We start from the raw sequence: 15857 nt of genomic DNA, 5'->3' as shown, positions 1-15857 counted from the left end.
CGCCTCGGCAGATATCTCGATGTCGAGATAACTCTAATACATGGGGCCCGGATGGTCATGCCCGGGGGCTTCGACATGCCCCCTTTGCATGACCATGCGCCTTCATGCATACTCTTCCTATGTCCAAGGTCCTCACCTCCCTGCCCACCGGCGAGCGCGTCGGCATCGCCTTCTCCGGCGGACTCGACACCTCCGTCGCGGTCGCCTGGATGCGCGACAAGGGCGCCGTCCCGTGCACCTACACCGCTGACATCGGCCAGTACGACGAGCCCGACATCGCCTCGGTGCCCGGCCGCGCCAAGAACTACGGCGCCGAGGTCGCGCGGCTGGTCGACTGCCGTGCGGCGCTGGTCGAGGAGGGCCTGGCCGCGCTGACGTGCGGCGCGTTCCACATCCGCTCCGGCGGGCGCGCCTACTTCAACACCACCCCGCTGGGCCGTGCCGTCACCGGCACGCTGCTGGTGCGGGCGATGCTGGAGGACGACGTCCAGATCTGGGGCGACGGCTCGACCTTCAAGGGCAACGACATCGAGCGGTTCTACCGCTACGGCCTGCTCGCCAACCCGAACCTGCGGATCTACAAGCCCTGGCTGGACGCGGACTTCGTGACCGAGCTCGGCGGCCGCAAGGAGATGTCGGAGTGGCTGGTCGCCCACGACCTGCCCTACCGGGACTCGACGGAGAAGGCGTACTCCACCGACGCCAACATCTGGGGCGCCACCCACGAGGCCAAGACCCTGGAGCACCTGGACACCGGCATCGAGACGGTCGACCCGATCATGGGCGTCCGGTTCTGGGACCCGTCGGTCGAGATCGCCACCGAGGACGTGACGATCGGCTTCGAGCAGGGCCGCCCGGTCACCATCAACGGCAAGGAGTTCGCCTCCGCCGTCGACCTGGTGATGGAGGCCAACGCCATCGGCGGCCGCCACGGCCTGGGCATGTCGGACCAGATCGAGAACCGGATCATCGAGGCCAAGAGCCGTGGCATCTACGAGGCGCCCGGCATGGCCCTGCTGCACATCGCGTACGAGCGCCTGGTCAACGCGATCCACAACGAGGACACCCTCGCCCAGTACCACAACGAGGGCCGGCGTCTCGGTCGCCTCATGTACGAGGGCCGCTGGCTGGACCCGCAGGCGCTGATGATCCGCGAGTCGCTCCAGCGCTGGGTCGGCGCCGCGATCACCGGTGAGGTCACCCTGCGTCTGCGGCGTGGTGAGGACTACTCGATCCTCGACACCACCGGCCCGGCGTTCAGCTACCACCCGGACAAGCTCTCCATGGAGCGCACCGAGGACTCCGCCTTCGGCCCGGTGGACCGGATCGGCCAGCTCACCATGCGCAACCTCGACATCGCCGACTCGCGCGCCAAGCTGGAGCAGTACGCGGGCCTCGGCCTGATCGGCACCGGCAGCCCCACCATCGGCGCCTCCCAGGCCGCCGCCACCGGGCTCATCGGCACCATGCCGGAGCTGCCGCAGGGCGGTGCCGAGGCCATCGCCTCCCGCGGCGAGGTCTCCGAGCAGGACGCGCTGCTGGACCGCGCGGCGATGGAGTCCGGCACGGACTGAGTCGCCCCCCGGAGGGGACGGACCTCAAGGGGCCGGACCTCAGGGTGATGGACCACATGGTGATGGACCACCGGGTGATGGACCACCGGAAAGGCCGGTTCGACGCTACGGGCGTCGGACCGGCCTTTTCAGGCCATCCCCTCTCCGCGTCAGGCCCGCGCGGCTAGGCTCACCTGGTGATCATCTGGCTGAACGGAACCTTCGGCGCCGGCAAGACGACCACCGCCAACGAGTTGGTCGACCTCGTCCCGGACGCGGCGATCTTTGACGCCGAACAGGTCGGCTACATGCTGCAACACGTCGAGAAGCTCCCCCAAGTGGGTGACTTCCAGGACTGGCCGCCGTGGCGCCACCTGGTGGTGGAGACCGGTGCCCAACTGCTCGGCCACCTCGGCGGGGCGCTGGTCGTGCCGCAGACGGTGCTGGTCGAGCAGTACTGGACGGAGATCCGCACCGGCCTGGAGAAGTACGGCATCGCGGTCCACCACTTCGTACTCCACTCCGACCCGGACACGCTCACCGAGCGGATCGAGACGGACAGCGAGACCAACACCAAGTTCCCGGACGCCCGCCAGTGGCGCCTCGACCATCGCACCGTCTACCGGGACGCCCTGCCCTGGCTGAGCCGCGAGGCCGAGGTCATCGACACCGCCCCGCTCTCCCCTCAGCAGGTCGCCCGGCTGGTCGCCGACACCGTCTCCGCGGACTCTCCGTGACGAACTGCCATCAGTTCGCCAAGTCGGGGTAACCGAGAGACACGAACCTCGACCTCGGAGGGAGGCGTCCATGCCCCTCACATTCCGCAAGAGTTTTCGGATCCTGCCCGGCGTGCGGCTGAACATCAACCGGCACTCCTGGTCCATCACCACGGGCGGCAGGCACGGGCCCCGGCGCACGCACAGCAGCACAGGACGTCGTACGACATCGATGGATTTGCCCGGACCTTTCGGGTGGCGTCGCACGCGTACCGCCAGGCGACGTTGACGGTCCATCACCCGAACGGCCCCCCTTGCAAGGTGCCATCTCATATCTGAGATAACCTCAGCCTCATGGCAGACGACTACCTCGTACGCATCGGCAAGCTCATCCGTGACGCCCGGCAACACCGTGGCTGGACACAGACGCAGCTCGCCGAGGCGCTCGGCACCTCTCAGAGCGCCGTCAACCGCATCGAGCGCGGCAACCAGAACATCAGCCTTGAGATGATCGCCCGCATCGGTGAGGCCCTGGACAGCGAGATCGTGTCCCTCGGCTACGCCGGTCCGATGCATCTGCGGGTTGTCGGCGGACGTCGGCTGTCCGGCTCCATCGATGTCAAGACCAGCAAGAACGCCTGCGTGGCCCTGCTGTGCGCCTCGTTGCTCAACAAGGGGCGCACAGTGCTGCGCCGGGTCGCCCGCATCGAGGAGGTCTACCGCCTTCTTGAGGTCCTCAACTCCATCGGCGTGCGCACCCGTTGGATCAACGACGGCGTCGACCTGGAGATCGTGCCGCCGGCCGAGCTGAACATGGCGGCGATCGACGCCGAGGCAGCCGTACGCACCCGGTCCATCATCATGTTCCTCGGCCCGCTGCTGCACCGCATGGACCACTTCAAGCTGCCGTACGCCGGCGGCTGCGACCTCGGCACGCGGACCATCGAGCCGCACATGATCGCCCTGCGCCGCTTCGGGCTGGACGTCGCGGCGACGGAGGGTCAGTACCACGCCGTGGTCGACCGGTCCGTCCGCCCCGACCGTCCGATCGTGCTGACCGAGCGCGGCGACACCGTGACCGAGAACGCGCTGCTGGCCGCCGCGCGGCACGACGGCGTCACGGTCATCCGCAACGCCTCCTCCAACTACATGGTCCAGGACCTCTGCTTCTTCCTGGAGACGCTCGGCGTCCGGGTCGAGGGCATCGGCACGACGACGCTCACGGTCCACGGCGTACCGAACATCGACGTGGACGTCGACTACTCCCCCTCCGAGGACCCGGTCGAGGCGATGAGCCTGCTGGCCGCCGCGGTGGTGACGGAGTCGGAGCTGACGGTGTGTCGCGTACCCATCGAGTTCCTGGAGATCGAGCTGGCGGTCCTGGAGGAGATGGGCCTCGACCACGACCGCACGCCCGAGTACTTCGCGGACAACGGCCGTACGCGACTGGTGGACCTGACCGTCCGGCCCTCCAAGCTGGAGGCGCCGATCGACAAGATCCACCCGATGCCGTTCCCCGGGCTGAACATCGACAACGTCCCCTTCTTCGCGGCCATCGCGGCCGCCGCGCAGGGTCAGACGCTGATCCACGACTGGGTCTACGACAACCGCGCGATCTATCTGACCGACCTCAACCGCCTCGGCGGCCGCCTCCAGTTGCTGGACCCGCACCGCGTCCTGGTCGAGGGCCCGACCCGCTGGCGCGCCGCCGAGATGATGTGCCCGCCGGCGCTACGGCCCGCCGTGGTCGTCCTGCTGGCGATGATGGCGGCGGAGGGCACGTCCGTACTGCGGAACGTGTATGTCATCAACCGCGGGTACGAGGACCTCGCCGAGCGGCTGAACTCCATCGGGGCGCAGATCGAGATCTTCCGGGACATCTGAGTCGCCGATGCCGCCGCACCCTTTCCGACCTGCACGACGGCCTGGCCATGCGGGGCCGGGGAGGGTGCGGCGGCATCTCCGGGCCCACAATCACTCCGCTGATCCGGGATTTTTGCGCTTGTTGGCATTGAAGCGCGCTTTCTTCTGACGATTCCCACACGTGTTCATGTCGCACCATTTACGAGTGCGGCTCTGACTGGTGTCGAAGAAGGCGGCTTGGCAGGTTGGTGATGCGCACAAGGCCAGTTTTCCGTCTCGTTCGCCCGCGATGATGCTGATCGCGTCAGCGGCGATCACGCTGAGGGCATCCTCCACGCGGGAAGCCGAGCTGAGCTGCCATCGCCGCTGGCCCTCGGGCGTCAGGATCGCCGCGGCCCGGCCCCGGGCGCTGCAGTCATTGATGACTTGGACGGCGGACGCAGGGAGAGCGTCCTGGATCGCGGCCGCTGTCGCGGCGGCGTGGATCGACTCTCTCAGTTCCCGAGCGAGGTCGAGCTGGGCTGTGGTGCAGGAGTCCACGGCGAGGCCGTTCACTGCCAGCCAGTCGACGAGTCGGTGCGGCGTGGGAATGCGCTCCACAGCGTTGCCATGACGCTCCGACAGAGTCCCCGTGAAGCTGGTCGCCAGCACCTTACCGAGGCGGAAGTCAGGGAACTCAGCACGCATGGAACCACCTTAGCGGGTTGCCGCGAGGCTCTGAGAACTGTTAGAACCGTCTTAGCCGGTTCGCGATCGGTCGTAGCCGGTTCCACGACGGCCAGGAGGTCTCATGCCCCGCCCAACCAGCGACGTGCAAGCCTTTGAAGCCCACGCGACTGACGCTGACCTCGACGATCTGCGCGCACGACTGGCCGCGGCACGGCTGCCGGAAGCTGAGACGGTCCATGGCTCCGCGCCCGGCCCTCGCCGATGGGAACAGGGCGTTCCTCTCGCCGACCTCGTAGATGTCGTGAACTACTGGCGCACCGGGTACACCTGGCGGTCGTTCGAAGAGCGCCTCAACCAGATCGGCCAGTTCCGCACGACCATCGACGATCTGGGAATCCACTTCCTGCACCGCCGATCCGCGCGCGCAGATGCCACTCCTCTGATCTTGACGCACGGCTGGCCCGGCAGCATTGCCGAGTTCATCGACATAGTGGACGAGCTGGCGGATCCGAAAGATGCGGACGCGCCGGCGTTCCACGTCGTCGTCCCGTCGCTACCGGGCTTTGGTTACAGCGACAAGCCGGCCACCACCGGGTGGGGAACCGAAAAGATCGCGGCCGCATGGGTGGAACTGATGGGAAGGCTCGGCTACCGCAAGTTCGCTGCCCACGGCGGCGATTGGGGAGGCAATATCACCACGGTTCTCGGCGGCAGGTTCCCGGCGCACGTTCTCGGCATCCACACATTGTTCGCGGAGGCGCCGCCCGGGTTGACCACGGACGGGCTGACCGCCGTCGAGCGCAAGTGGACCGAGGAAACCCGTGATTTCTGGCGCCACCGCGCGGCGTACGCGAAGCAGCAGGCGACCCGACCGCAGACCATCGGCTACTCGCTCGTCGACTCGCCGGTCGGGCTACTTGCCTGGATCCTCGACAAGTTCGCCGAGTGGTCGGACACCGAAGACAGCCCGTTCGAGACGATTTCCATAGACCGCGTTCTTGACGACGTCACCCTGTATTGGCTGACGCGGACCGGCGCGTCGGCGGCCCGCATTTACTACGAAAGCCACAACTCGCTGGACCCCGAACTTCGGGTCGACGTCCCGTCAGCAATCACTATGTATCCCCGCGACATCGAGAAGTGTCCGCGCCCCTGGGCACAGGAGCGGTACCGGCAAATCGTCCGATGGAGGTCGCCCGAGATCGGGGGACATTTCCCGTCGCTGGAGGTCCCCCAGTATTTCGTCAAGGATCTGCAAGAGGGCCTCGCGGCAGTGCTGACCACCAATCGGTGAACGTGGCTCGGCGATCCGGCGCTCGATCACCGCGTGGAGCATGTCGAGGTCTTTCGACGGCTGGTTGAACCAGGCCATGATCTCCTTCACCCGGTCGACAGCCGCCGAATGGGCCCGCAGCGGCGTCCGCGTCAACGCCCTGGTCCCCCGCTGGCACGCCACGGAACTGACCGACAACTTCCTCGGAAACCCCGAGATCTCGCGGGGAATCGCCCGCGACACGCTCAAACTCCGGGAGCGTCGATCGGCGTTGCAGAACGCGAGGACCCACCGCCCCGACGCACTGCGCCGCGTCCCTCCCGGTCGGCAGGGGCGCGGCGCGCTGTGTGTGGCGGGGCCCGAACGGCGGGAGGCCGAACGGGGAGAGCCCGTAGGGCGGACTGCCCGTCACGCCTTCGACAGCGTGACGTCCTTCTTCAGTGCCGCGTGGAAGTGGGGCAGCGGCAGACCGCCCAGGCCGTCCACGGGGCGGAGTTCCACGAGCGTGGCCTCGACGTCGGCCTTGCCGTGCTTGAGGACGGCCGGGGAGGGCTTGCTCTTGTTCTCCCAGCGGTGCTTCTTGCCGTCGCACACGGCGAGGGTGCCGCCGATGGCGAACCGGGTGGTGGAGGCCCTCTGGCCGACGGAGGCGCTCACGAAGACGGGTCCCGTGCTGTCGACGCAGCTGTAGGTGCCGCCGACGGTGACGGTGCCGTCCGCGGCCATACGGACCGTCTTGTCGACCGTCACGGTCTCCCTGGTGTCGGCGGTGACGTCGGAGTCGGCACGGGCCGAGGGCGCGGCGACCAGCAGGAGCAGGGCGGCGCCGGCGGCGGTGGCGAGGGCGGGGCGCAGGGGCATGGGATGACCTCCCGGTGGGCGGAGTGGGGCGTTCCACTGGTACCCGGCCGGTGTGCTCATGGACGTGATCGTCACTCCTTCGGTGGCGAGTCCGCCCCGACCTTCGTGGATCGGTCAGAGAGTTGTCCGCGTGTTGTCACGGTTCACGGCGGGCCGTTCCGATGAGTTCGCGACGGGAGGATCGTCGTCCCATATGGACGACCCATACGGCTCGTCAGCTCTATGTGGAGGTGCGCCATGTGTTCCCACCAGCCTTCGTGCCCTTCCTTCGACAACCACGCCGCACATGTGGTCGCCGCACACCCCGAGCAGGGCTGGAGCCTTCTCTGCGACGGGGCGATCGTCTTCGACGACAGCGGTGCGCTGCTGCCCGACGGCCGCGTCGTCGCACCGCACCGGGTACCGGCCGAGCGTCTCGCCATGGCGGCGTGAGCACGGCCCACAGCTACCCTGACCTCGGTGAGGTCGGTGAAGTCGTTGGGCGAGAGGGCCTTGCGCTGGACGGCAGAGAAGTAGATCTCGCCTCGGTCGAGCCAGGAGGCGTGCACAGGGGTGTGGGCCATGACCGTGTTCGGGAACAACACGGTGAGCCGGTCGGCCGCCTTCTGACCGCGATGAACGGGACGATGCCGGTGCGTTCTCCGGTGCGGCCGAACACCTTCGCGGCGTGGACGTCGTTGGCGGCGAGGTAGGTCAGGGCACCGCCGCGTCCGTAGATGTGATTGACGCGCATCGCCTTGGCCTTGCCGGGGTGAGGGAGGTCTTCTCGTCCGCGCTGATCACGTACTCGTCATCGCCGAGCCGTTCGCCCTGCCAGGTGCGGGCGTACAGGTCCAGCACCCAGGTGGCCTTCAGCCGGAAGCCGGGCGGGTGATGAAGATCCAGGAGCGGGTGCTGCCAGGGCTTGAGTGCGTCCTGGGCCAGCCGGCGACGCACGGTCGACGCCGACATGAACGGGGCGATGCCCCGCCGGGCGGCCTCGCGGGCCAGTCCCGGGCACGACCAGCGTGAGAGCGGTCCTTCACTCTCGGCAGGCAACCGGCAGGCCAGCGCCGCGTTGACGGTCTTCGAGCCCGGGCAGGCCCGCCTGGGCGAACCGGCCACGCCGGCGGCGCACGGTGCCCACATGGAGCCCCGTCTTCCGGGCGATGCATGCGTCACGATGCATGCGTCGGAGCGTCCACGCTCGGCGTGCAGCACCACCTGTGCACGCACCCGCAGCCGGTGCTCGTTCTTGTGGCCGTAGGCCATCTTCTTCAACCGCACGCGTTCGGCGGCACTCGGGGCTGTCGGACAGGGCGTGCGGACGGGCATGGCGGGCTGACCGGTCGACCGAAGTGGATCACTGGTTACCCCGCAGCCTGCCCCGCCCGTCACCGCCCCGGCCCCGCAATGACCGGTGCAAGAGGCCACTTGGCCAGGGAAAACGCAACTTCGACATGGCCCGCAGAGGCAGCTACCTTCACCTGGTCTTCGGCGATCGCCCACGGTCGCACGGAAGTTCCTTCAGGCCGAGCCACCCGCGACGGGATGAGTTGGTCACGCCCCACGAACCCTCGCCCCCCTTGCCCAAGCCACCGAACCGGGTCCACACCAGGCACCCCCCAATCAGGGAGAGACGCATGCCCCACCTCACGCTGTACACATTCGGCGTCCTGAAGTCACCTCTCGCCGATCCCGCACCTCTCACGCGCGAGTTCTACGACACTGGAGAGGCCGTCTACCGGAAGATCGGCCAGCACCCCGGATACCTCGCGCGTGCTGAAACGGCAGACGGTGACCGGGGCATGCTCTTCGAGGCGGACTGGGGTGCATGGGGAGAGTTCGCCGTACCGACCTGGTACGACAAGGGCCGTACTGTGGAAACCACCGCCCTGGCCGCGACCCTCTCACTCTGGACGGACTTGCGCCCCGCCTTCGACGCCGTCTACACCGGTCTGCACCGTGAGGCGCTGAACAGGCGTTACGACTGGTTCGAGAGGACAGGACACCCGAATTACGTGTGCTGGTGGGTCTCCGACGGCGTGATACCCACCTGGCAGGACGGGGTTTCCAGGCTGGAACACCTCCGCGACCACGGCTCCGCGCCGCACGCCTTCACCTTCCACCACTCGTTCGCCCCGGACGGAACTCCGACCAGGATCAAAGGCATCGGGTCGAATGACGGTGAACAGATGCGTCTGCGCTGACACCGACCCCAGCATCTGACCGCACTAAGGCAGTACGGCGAAACCGTCGAGCTCCACCATCGCCCGTTCGTCCCAGAGGCGGACGACCTCGACCACCGCCATCGCCGGATAGTCACGGCCCGCCAACCGCCCCCAGATGCGGCCGAGTCGGGCGGCCTGGTCGCGGTAGCCGGCGACATCGGTGGCGTAGACGGTGACCCGCGCGAGGTCGGCCGGTGTGCCGCCGGCCGCTGCCAGCGCGGCCAGCAGGTTCGTGAGCGCCTGCTCGAACTGCTCCGGCAGCGTCTCCCCGACCACCTTGCCGTCGGCGTCGAGTGCGGTCTGCCCGGCCAGGAACACGAACCGTGAGCCAGTGGCGACGACCGCGTGGGAGAAACCGGTGGGCGGGGACAGATCGGGCGGGTTGACGCGCTCGGTGCTCACTGGCCGGCCTCCATGTTCGCGTACAACTCCTTGGCGATGATGCCGCGTTGCACCTCGCTGGCCCCTTCGTAGACGCGCGGGGCGCGCACCTCACGGTAGAGGTGTTCGAGCAGGTGACCGCGGCGCAGGGCGCGGGCACCGTGCAACTGGACCGCGGTGTCGACGACATACTGCGCGGTCTCCGTCGCGAGCAGCTTCGCCATCGCGGCCCGCTTGGGCACGTCCGGCGCATCCTCGTCGTACGCCGTCGCCGCCGCGTACACCATGAGACGGGCCGCCTCCGTGCGCAGGGCCATCTCGGCGACCTGGTGGGCGACCGTCTGAAGGTCCTTCAACTTGCCGCCGAACGCGTCCCGTCGGGCCGTGTGGACGAGGGTCGCGTCCAGCGCCGCCTGTGCCATGCCGATGGCGAAGGCCCCGACGCTGGGCCGGAAGAGGTTGAGGGTGCCCATCGCGACCCGGAAACCCCGGTCCGGCTCGCCCAGCACGTCGTCGGCGGTGACCGGGACGGCGTCGAAGGTGAGGGCGCCAATGGGGTGCGGGGACAGCATGTCGAGGCCCGTTCCGGTGAGACCGGGGCGGTCGGCGGGCACCAGGAAGGCGGTGACCCCCCGGGCGCCGGCGCCGGGGGTGGTGCGGGCGAAGACGGTGTAGAAGTCGGCCTCGGGGGCGTTGGAGATCCAGCATTTCTCGCCGGTGAGGCGCCAGCGGGTGCGGCCGTCGGAGTGGGCGGCGAGTGAGGCATCCGGCGTCCGCGCCGACCCCGCCCCCTCCCGCGCGGCCTCCCGTCGGCCCCCCTCGCCCTGCTCTTCCGGCTCGGCCCGCAACCCCAGCGCGGCCGCGTCCGACCCGGCTCCCGGCTCGCTCAGCGCGAAGGCGGCCACCGCGCTCCCCTCGACCACCTGGGGCAGCCAGCGGTCCCGCTGGGCCTCGGTGCCGTACGCGTGGACGGGATGCGCGCCCAGGCCCTGGAGGGCGAGCGCGGTCTCCGCCTCCGTGCAGGCATACGCGAGGGACTCCCGCATCAGGCACAGGTCGACCGCTCCGGAGGTGAACAGCCGTTTCAGCAGCCCCAGTTGACCGAGTTCGGCGACGAGGGGGCGGTTGACGTGCCCGGGTTCGCCCTTCTCCGCGAGCGGCCGCAGCCGTTCGGCGGCGAGGGTGCGCAGGTCGGCACACCAGGCGGTTTGCGGTGGATCGAGCGAGAATGCGGGCATTGCCGACCTCCCTGCGGGGCCGTCCGCGACGGACCCTCTCGACGGACCTCCTCGACGATATCGCGCACCATTGACTGTCGTCACCAACACGATACGCTCCCTGTGCGAGCCCACACGATGCCCAGAAGCACGACGCCCACAAGGCAGCCCACACGGCAAGGGGGCGAACCGCTATGGCCGGTCTGCACCGCTCCGCCCACGTCGACACCTTCGCCCGCGAGCATCTGCCACCGCCCGACCAGTGGCCCGAGCTCCGCTTCGACCTGCCGGGGCTGCGCTACCCCGATCGGCTCAACGCCGCCGCCGAGTTGCTCGACGGCCCCGACGACGAGCGGCCCGTGTTCCACACACCGTCCGGCACCATATGGACGTACGGCACACTGCGCACCCGCGTCGACCGACTGGCCCATGTGCTCACCGACCACCTCGGCGTCGTCCCGGGCAACCGGGTGCTGCTGCGCGGCCCGACCACACCCTGGCTGGCCGCCTGCTGGCTGGCGGTGCTGAAGGCGGGCGCGGTCGCCGTCACCGTGCTGGCCCAGCAGCGGCCGCACGAGCTGCGGACGATCTGCGAGATCGCCCAGGTCCGGCACGCGTTGTGCGACATCCGGGCCGTCGACGACCTCGCCAAGGCCGAGATACCCGGGCTGCGGATCACGACGTACGGCGGAGACGCCCCCGACGACCTGCTGCGCCGCCCCGCGCCCGACGGGCCCTGTCCCGCCGCCGACACCGCGGCCGACGACGTCGCGCTCATCGCCTTCACGTCCGGTACCACCGGACGGCCCAAGGGCTGTATGCACTTCCACCGGGATGTACTCGCGATAGCCGACACCTTCTCAGACCATGTGCTGCGCCCACATATGGACGATGTCTTCACCGGCAGTCCCCCGCTCGGCTTCACCTTCGGCCTCGGCGGCCTCGTCATCTTCCCGATGCGGGCCGGCGCCAGCGCCCTGCTCCTCGAACAGGCCGGTCCCAAGCAGCTGCTTCCCGCGATCGGCGAGCACCGGGTGTCCGTGCTGTTCACCGCGCCGACGGCGTACCGCGCGATGCTCGACGAACTCGACTCGCACGACATCTCCTCGCTGCGCCGCTGCGTCTCGGCGGGCGAGAACCTGCCGGCCGCCACCTGGCGGGCCTGGCACGAGCGGACCGGGCTGCGCATCATCAACGGCATCGGCGCCACCGAGCTGCTGCACATCTTCATCTCCGCCGCCGACGAGCACATCAGGCCCGGCACGACGGGGATGCCGGTACCGGGCTGGCACGCGCGCGTGGTCGACCACGAGGGCCGGGAACAGCCCGACGGGGAACCCGGACTGCTCGCCGTGCGCGGACCGGTCGGCTGCCGCTATCTCGCCGACCCCCGGCAGCGCGAGTACGTGCGCGACGGCTGGAACATCACCGGCGACACCTACGTCCGGGAGAGTGACGGCTACTTCCGCTATGTCGCCCGCGCGGACGACATGATCATCTCGGCCGGCTACAACATAGCGGGCCCGGAGGTCGAGGAGGCCCTGCTGCGCCACCCGGACGTGCTGGAGGCGGCGGTGGTGGGGCGGCCCGACGAGGCGCGCGGCCAGGTCGTGGTGGCATATGCCGTGCTCAGGGAGGGTGCGCGACACGACGTGGAGGCGCTGCGGGCGTTCGTCAAGGCCGAGCTGGCGCCGTACAAGTGCCCGCGCGAGATCGTCTTCCTGGACGCGCTGCCGCGCACCGCGACCGGCAAGCTCCAGCGTTTCCGGCTGCGCGCGGGTGGTAACCCACAGGGTGACCAGCAGTGATCCGCACGACCTAAGATGATCAACGTGTCCGACCAGCATGCACCACGGTCTCTCATCGTCACGCTCTACGGCGCCTACGGCCGCTATATGCCCGGCCCGGTGCCGGTCGCCGAGCTGATCAGACTGCTGGCCGCGGTCGGCGTGGACGCTCCTTCCGTACGTTCGTCGGTGTCGCGGCTGAAGCGACGCGGGCTGCTGCGGCCGGCCCGTACGGCGCAGGGCGCGGCGGGATACGAACTGTCGCCGGACGCCCGCCAGTTGCTCGACGACGGCGACCGGCGCATCTACGCCCTCGCGCCGCCCGAGGACGAGGGCTGGGTGCTCGCGGTGTTCTCGGTGCCGGAGTCGGAGCGGCAGAAGCGGCACGTCCTGCGCTCCCGGCTGGCCGGCCTCGGCTTCGGGACGGCGGCTCCGGGCGTGTGGATCGCGCCGGCGCGGCTCTACGAGGAGGCCCGTCACACCCTTCAGCGGCTGCGCCTGGAGGAGTACGTCGACTTCTTCCGCGGCGAGCATCTCGGCTTCGCGCCGACCGTCGAGGCCGTCGCCCGCTGGTGGGACCTGGCCGCGATCGCCAAGGAGCACGAGGCGTTCCTCGACCGTCACGCGCGCGTGCTGCGCGACTGGGAGCGGCGGCAGGACACCGCACCCGAGGAGGCGTACCGCGACTACCTCCTCGCCCTGGACTCCTGGCGCCATCTCCCCTACGCCGACCCCGGCCTGCCCGCCCGGCTGCTCCCCGCGGACTGGCCGGGCGCACGCTCGGCCGCCGTCTTCCGGGGCCTGCACGAACGCCTGCGGGACGCTGGAGCCGCCTACGCCGGCCTGTGACGCCAGGCAGGCGGCAGGGCGGCTCTCCGGGCCGACCCGCGTCGACCGGCGTCGACCAACCCGCACGAAGCAGGCCGTACGCCCTCAAGTCCCGAGCGTCAGGCGGGGCTTGGGGGCGTCCGTGCGTCCGGTCTGCGGGCGGCGGCTGCCCGCCCGGTACGGGGTCGGCCAGGCGACGCCCGGGCCCTCGTAGCCCTGCTCGGCCGCGGCGTGCAGGGTCCAGTGCGGGTCGTAGAGGTGGGGGCGAGCCAGGGCGCACAGGTCCGTACGGCCCGCCAGGATCAGGGAGTTGACGTCGTCCCAGGAGGAGATGGCGCCGACCGCGATCACCGGGAGGCCGGTGGCGTGGCGGATCCGGTCCGCGTACGGCGTCTGGTACGACCGCCCGAACTCCGGCCGCTCGTCGGCCACCACCTGCCCGGTCGACACGTCGATGGCGTCGGCGCCGTGCGCGGCGAAGGCGCGGGCGATCTCGACGGCGTCCTCGGCCGTCGTACCGCCCTCGGCCCAGTCGGTGGCGGAGATTCGGACGGTCATGGGCCGTTCCTCGGGCCATACGGCTCGTACTACGTCGAAGACTTCGAGCGGGAAGCGGAGCCGCTTCTCCAGGGAGCCTCCGTAGGCGTCCGTGCGCCGGTTGGTGAGTGGGGAGAGGAAGCCGGAGAGCAGGTAGCCGTGCGCGCAGTGCAGTTCGAGGAGATCGAACCCGGCGCGGGCGGCGCGCCAGGCGGCTGCCGTGAACTGCTCGCGGATGTCGGTGAGTTGGGAGCGGGTCAGCTCGCGCGGGGTCTGGCTGTACGGCTTGTACGGGATCGGGGACGGGGCCGCGAGCGGCCAGTTGCCGTCCTCCAGCGGCTCGTCGATGCCCTCCCACATCAGCTTGGTCGAGCCTTTGCGCCCGCTGTGGCCGAGCTGCACGCCGATCGCGGTGCCGGGCGCCTGGGCGTGCACGAACCGGACGATCCGCCGCCATGCCTCCCCCTGCCTGCCGGTGTAGAGGCCGGTGCAACCGGGGGTGATCCGCCCCTCCGGGCTGACGCACACCATCTCGGTCATCACCAGGCCGGCGCCGCCGAGGGCGCGGGCGCCGAGATGGACGAGGTGGAAGTCGCCGGGGACGCCGTCCGTGGCCGAGTACATGTCCATCGGGGACACGACGACCCGGTTGCGCAGGGTCAGGCCGCGCAGCCGGAACGGGGTGAACATCGGGGGCGTGCCGGTCGGGCAGCCGAAGTCGCTCTCCACGGCCTCCGTGAAGTGGGCGTCACGCAGGCGCAGGTTGTCGTGGGTGACGCGGCGGCTGCGGGTGAGGAGGTTGAAGGCGAACTGGCGCGGCGGCTGGTCGAGGTAGAGGCGGAGGTTCTCGAACCACTCCAGGCTGGCGCGGGCGGCGCGCTGCGTGGAGGCGACGACCGGCTTGCGTTCCTGCTCGTATGCCGCCAGGGCCCGCTCCGGGGAAGGCTGTTCCTCCAGGCAGGCGGCGAGCGCCAAGGCGTCCTCGACGGCCAGCTTGGTGCCGGAGCCGATGGAGAAGTGCGCGGTGTGGGCGGCGTCGCCGAGCAGGACGACGTTGCCGTGCGACCAGCGCTCGTTGACGACGGTCCGGAAGGTGGTCCACGCCGACTTGTTGGACTGGAGCGGCCGTCCGCGGAGCGCGTCCGCGAAGATCTTGGCGCAGCGCTCGACGGACTCCTGCGCGTCGATCTCCGCGAACCCGGCCGCCTGCCAGACCTCTTCCCGCATCTCGACGATCACCGTGGAGGCGTCGGCCGCGTACGGGTAGCCGTGCAGCTGCATCACGCCGTGCTCGGTCTCGGCGATCTCGAAACGGAAGGCATCGAAGGCGAAGTCGGCGGCCAGCCAGATGTAGCGGCAGTGGTGGCTGGCCACATGTGGGCGGAACACATGGGCGTAGGCCTCGCGCGTGGTGCTGTGCACACCGTCTGCGGCGATGACCAGGTCGTGCGTCTCCGCGAGCGTCTCCGGTGAGGGCGCCTCGGAGCGGAAGCGGAGCTCTACGCCGAGTTCGCGGCAGCGGTCGTGGAGGATCTCCAGGAGGCGTTTTCTGCCGAGGGCCGCGAAGCCGTGTCCTCCGGAGGTCTGGCGGGTGTTGCGGTGGACGATGTCGATGTCGTCCCAGCGGGTGAAGTGCGATTGCATGGCCTCGTAGACCACGGGGTCGGCGTGTTCGATGCCGCCGAGGGTTTCGTCGGAGAGGACTACTCCGAAGCCGAAGGTGTCGTCGGGGGCGTTGCGTTCCCAGACGGCTACTTCGCGGGTCGGGTCGAGGCGTTTGAGGAGGGCTGCGGCGTAGAGGCCGCCGGGGCCGCCGCCGATGACTGCCACTCGTAGGGGGTGGCTGGTGATCGCGGGCGGCTGCAGGTTGTCGGTGGCTGGTCGCGCCCGCGCGGCGGTAGCCGCAGATTCAGTACAGCCCCGCGCCCCTTTGGCCGGCACAGTCCCCTCGGCCGCGAACAT

General features: G+C 69.6%; 15 protein-coding genes and 1 pseudogene. 10 read left to right on the top strand and 6 right to left on the bottom strand.

What is annotated here, in order from left to right:
• The first annotated feature begins 119 nt into the window (after positions 1-119).
• From argG to ADK36_RS15460, 4 genes are all read left to right on the top strand, one after another.
• Entirely contained in the window at positions 120-1574 is a 1455-nt protein-coding gene (gene argG / locus ADK36_RS15470) for an argininosuccinate synthase (protein WP_053197931.1), read from the top strand.
• Positions 1575-1750: 176 nt separating this feature from the next.
• On the top strand, positions 1751-2290 hold the full coding sequence (locus tag ADK36_RS15465) for an AAA family ATPase (RefSeq protein ID WP_048583708.1): 540 nt from the start codon (positions 1751-1753) through the stop codon (positions 2288-2290).
• A gap of 70 nt (positions 2291-2360) precedes the next feature.
• Positions 2361-2558: a DUF4236 domain-containing protein gene (locus ADK36_RS46245; RefSeq protein WP_078916421.1), complete on the top strand. Its 198-nt coding sequence runs from the start codon at positions 2361-2363 to the stop codon at positions 2556-2558.
• 65 nt (positions 2559-2623) lie between these two features.
• Positions 2624-4153 (top strand): helix-turn-helix domain-containing protein, encoded by a 1530-nt coding sequence (locus tag ADK36_RS15460; protein ID WP_048583707.1) that lies wholly within the window; start codon positions 2624-2626, stop codon positions 4151-4153.
• A 90-nt stretch (positions 4154-4243) separates the two neighbouring features.
• Here ADK36_RS15460 and ADK36_RS15455 read toward each other — a convergent pair whose 3' ends face one another.
• On the bottom strand, positions 4244-4819 hold the full coding sequence (locus ADK36_RS15455) for a CGNR zinc finger domain-containing protein (RefSeq protein ID WP_048583706.1): 576 nt from the start codon (positions 4817-4819) through the stop codon (positions 4244-4246).
• A 103-nt stretch (positions 4820-4922) separates the two neighbouring features.
• Here ADK36_RS15455 and ADK36_RS15450 point away from each other — a divergent pair, with 103 nt between their 5' ends.
• Positions 4923-6095: an epoxide hydrolase family protein gene (locus tag ADK36_RS15450; RefSeq protein ID WP_053197929.1), complete on the top strand. Its 1173-nt coding sequence runs from the start codon at positions 4923-4925 to the stop codon at positions 6093-6095.
• A gap of 40 nt (positions 6096-6135) precedes the next feature.
• Positions 6136-6297, top strand: a pseudogene (locus ADK36_RS50980) (SDR family oxidoreductase); the annotation flags it as partial.
• 185 nt (positions 6298-6482) lie between these two features.
• Here ADK36_RS50980 and ADK36_RS15445 read toward each other — a convergent pair.
• Complete coding sequence (locus tag ADK36_RS15445; RefSeq protein ID WP_048583704.1) at positions 6483-6935, bottom strand: DUF6299 family protein; 453 nt, start codon at positions 6933-6935, stop codon at positions 6483-6485.
• A gap of 237 nt (positions 6936-7172) precedes the next feature.
• On the opposite strand from ADK36_RS15445, the gene ADK36_RS15440 reads away from it, so the two are divergent.
• The gene (locus tag ADK36_RS15440; protein ID WP_048583776.1) at positions 7173-7367 is read left to right on the top strand and encodes a DUF5999 family protein; all 195 of its coding nucleotides are present in this window, start codon (positions 7173-7175) and stop codon (positions 7365-7367) included.
• Positions 7368-7628: 261 nt separating this feature from the next.
• On the opposite strand, the gene ADK36_RS50175 is transcribed toward ADK36_RS15440, so the two are convergent.
• Entirely contained in the window at positions 7629-8249 is a 621-nt protein-coding gene (locus tag ADK36_RS50175; protein WP_234329775.1) for a hypothetical protein, read from the bottom strand.
• 308 nt (positions 8250-8557) lie between these two features.
• Between ADK36_RS50175 and ADK36_RS15430 the strand changes: the two genes are divergently transcribed.
• Complete coding sequence (locus ADK36_RS15430; protein WP_053197925.1) at positions 8558-9124, top strand: DUF3291 domain-containing protein; 567 nt, start codon at positions 8558-8560, stop codon at positions 9122-9124.
• Between the two features lie 24 nt (positions 9125-9148).
• On the opposite strand, the gene ADK36_RS15425 is transcribed toward ADK36_RS15430, so the two are convergent.
• Both ADK36_RS15425 and ADK36_RS15420 read right to left on the bottom strand, forming a co-directional pair.
• Positions 9149-9547: a RidA family protein gene (locus ADK36_RS15425; RefSeq protein ID WP_048583702.1), complete on the bottom strand. Its 399-nt coding sequence runs from the start codon at positions 9545-9547 to the stop codon at positions 9149-9151.
• Complete coding sequence (locus ADK36_RS15420) at positions 9544-10764, bottom strand: acyl-CoA dehydrogenase family protein (protein WP_053197923.1); 1221 nt, start codon at positions 10762-10764, stop codon at positions 9544-9546. The genes ADK36_RS15425 and ADK36_RS15420 overlap by 4 nt, the downstream gene beginning before the upstream one ends.
• 173 nt (positions 10765-10937) lie before the next feature.
• Between ADK36_RS15420 and ADK36_RS15415 the strand changes: the two genes are divergently transcribed.
• Positions 10938-12551, top strand: coding sequence for an AMP-binding protein (locus ADK36_RS15415; RefSeq protein ID WP_234329774.1), 1614 nt, complete (start codon positions 10938-10940; stop codon positions 12549-12551).
• A 15-nt stretch (positions 12552-12566) separates the two neighbouring features.
• A complete protein-coding gene (locus ADK36_RS15410) occupies positions 12567-13379 on the top strand; it encodes a PaaX family transcriptional regulator (RefSeq protein WP_048583700.1) in 813 nt (270 codons plus the stop codon).
• Between the two features lie 84 nt (positions 13380-13463).
• Here the strand turns inward: ADK36_RS15410 and ADK36_RS15405 are convergent, their stop codons facing one another.
• Positions 13464-15857 carry a bifunctional salicylyl-CoA 5-hydroxylase/oxidoreductase gene (locus tag ADK36_RS15405; protein ID WP_078942640.1) on the bottom strand — a complete coding sequence of 798 codons (2394 nt, stop codon included), beginning with the start codon at positions 15855-15857 and terminating at the stop codon, positions 13464-13466.

The sequence above is a fragment of the Streptomyces viridochromogenes genome, assembly GCF_001270495.1.
GTDB lineage: Bacteria > Actinomycetota > Actinomycetes > Streptomycetales > Streptomycetaceae > Streptomyces > Streptomyces viridochromogenes_A.
Note: the sequence above shows the minus strand (reverse complement) of the source record. Positions and strands in the feature narration are given on the sequence as shown.

What these genes read in the sequence shown, in the direction of transcription:
- ADK36_RS15445 (WP_048583704.1), bottom strand. Translation starts at nt 6,935, where the DNA reads ATGCCCCTGCGCCCCGCCCTCGCCACCGCCGCCGGCGCCGCCCTGCTC.
- ADK36_RS15450 (WP_053197929.1), top strand. Translation starts at nt 4,923, where the DNA reads ATGCCCCGCCCAACCAGCGACGTGCAAGCCTTTGAAGCCCACGCGACT.
- argG (WP_053197931.1), top strand. Translation starts at nt 120, where the DNA reads ATGTCCAAGGTCCTCACCTCCCTGCCCACCGGCGAGCGCGTCGGCATC.
- ADK36_RS15420 (WP_053197923.1), bottom strand. Translation starts at nt 10,764, where the DNA reads ATGCCCGCATTCTCGCTCGATCCACCGCAAACCGCCTGGTGTGCCGAC.
- ADK36_RS15405 (WP_078942640.1), bottom strand. Translation starts at nt 15,857, where the DNA reads ATGTTCGCGGCCGAGGGGACTGTGCCGGCCAAAGGGGCGCGGGGCTGT.
- ADK36_RS15415 (WP_234329774.1), top strand. Translation starts at nt 10,938, where the DNA reads ATGGCCGGTCTGCACCGCTCCGCCCACGTCGACACCTTCGCCCGCGAG.
- ADK36_RS15430 (WP_053197925.1), top strand. Translation starts at nt 8,558, where the DNA reads ATGCCCCACCTCACGCTGTACACATTCGGCGTCCTGAAGTCACCTCTC.
- ADK36_RS15440 (WP_048583776.1), top strand. Translation starts at nt 7,173, where the DNA reads ATGTGTTCCCACCAGCCTTCGTGCCCTTCCTTCGACAACCACGCCGCA.
- ADK36_RS15410 (WP_048583700.1), top strand. Translation starts at nt 12,567, where the DNA reads ATGATCAACGTGTCCGACCAGCATGCACCACGGTCTCTCATCGTCACG.
- ADK36_RS50175 (WP_234329775.1), bottom strand. Translation starts at nt 8,249, where the DNA reads ATGCCCGTCCGCACGCCCTGTCCGACAGCCCCGAGTGCCGCCGAACGC.
- ADK36_RS15460 (WP_048583707.1), top strand. Translation starts at nt 2,624, where the DNA reads ATGGCAGACGACTACCTCGTACGCATCGGCAAGCTCATCCGTGACGCC.
- ADK36_RS15455 (WP_048583706.1), bottom strand. Translation starts at nt 4,819, where the DNA reads ATGCGTGCTGAGTTCCCTGACTTCCGCCTCGGTAAGGTGCTGGCGACC.
- ADK36_RS46245 (WP_078916421.1), top strand. Translation starts at nt 2,361, where the DNA reads ATGCCCCTCACATTCCGCAAGAGTTTTCGGATCCTGCCCGGCGTGCGG.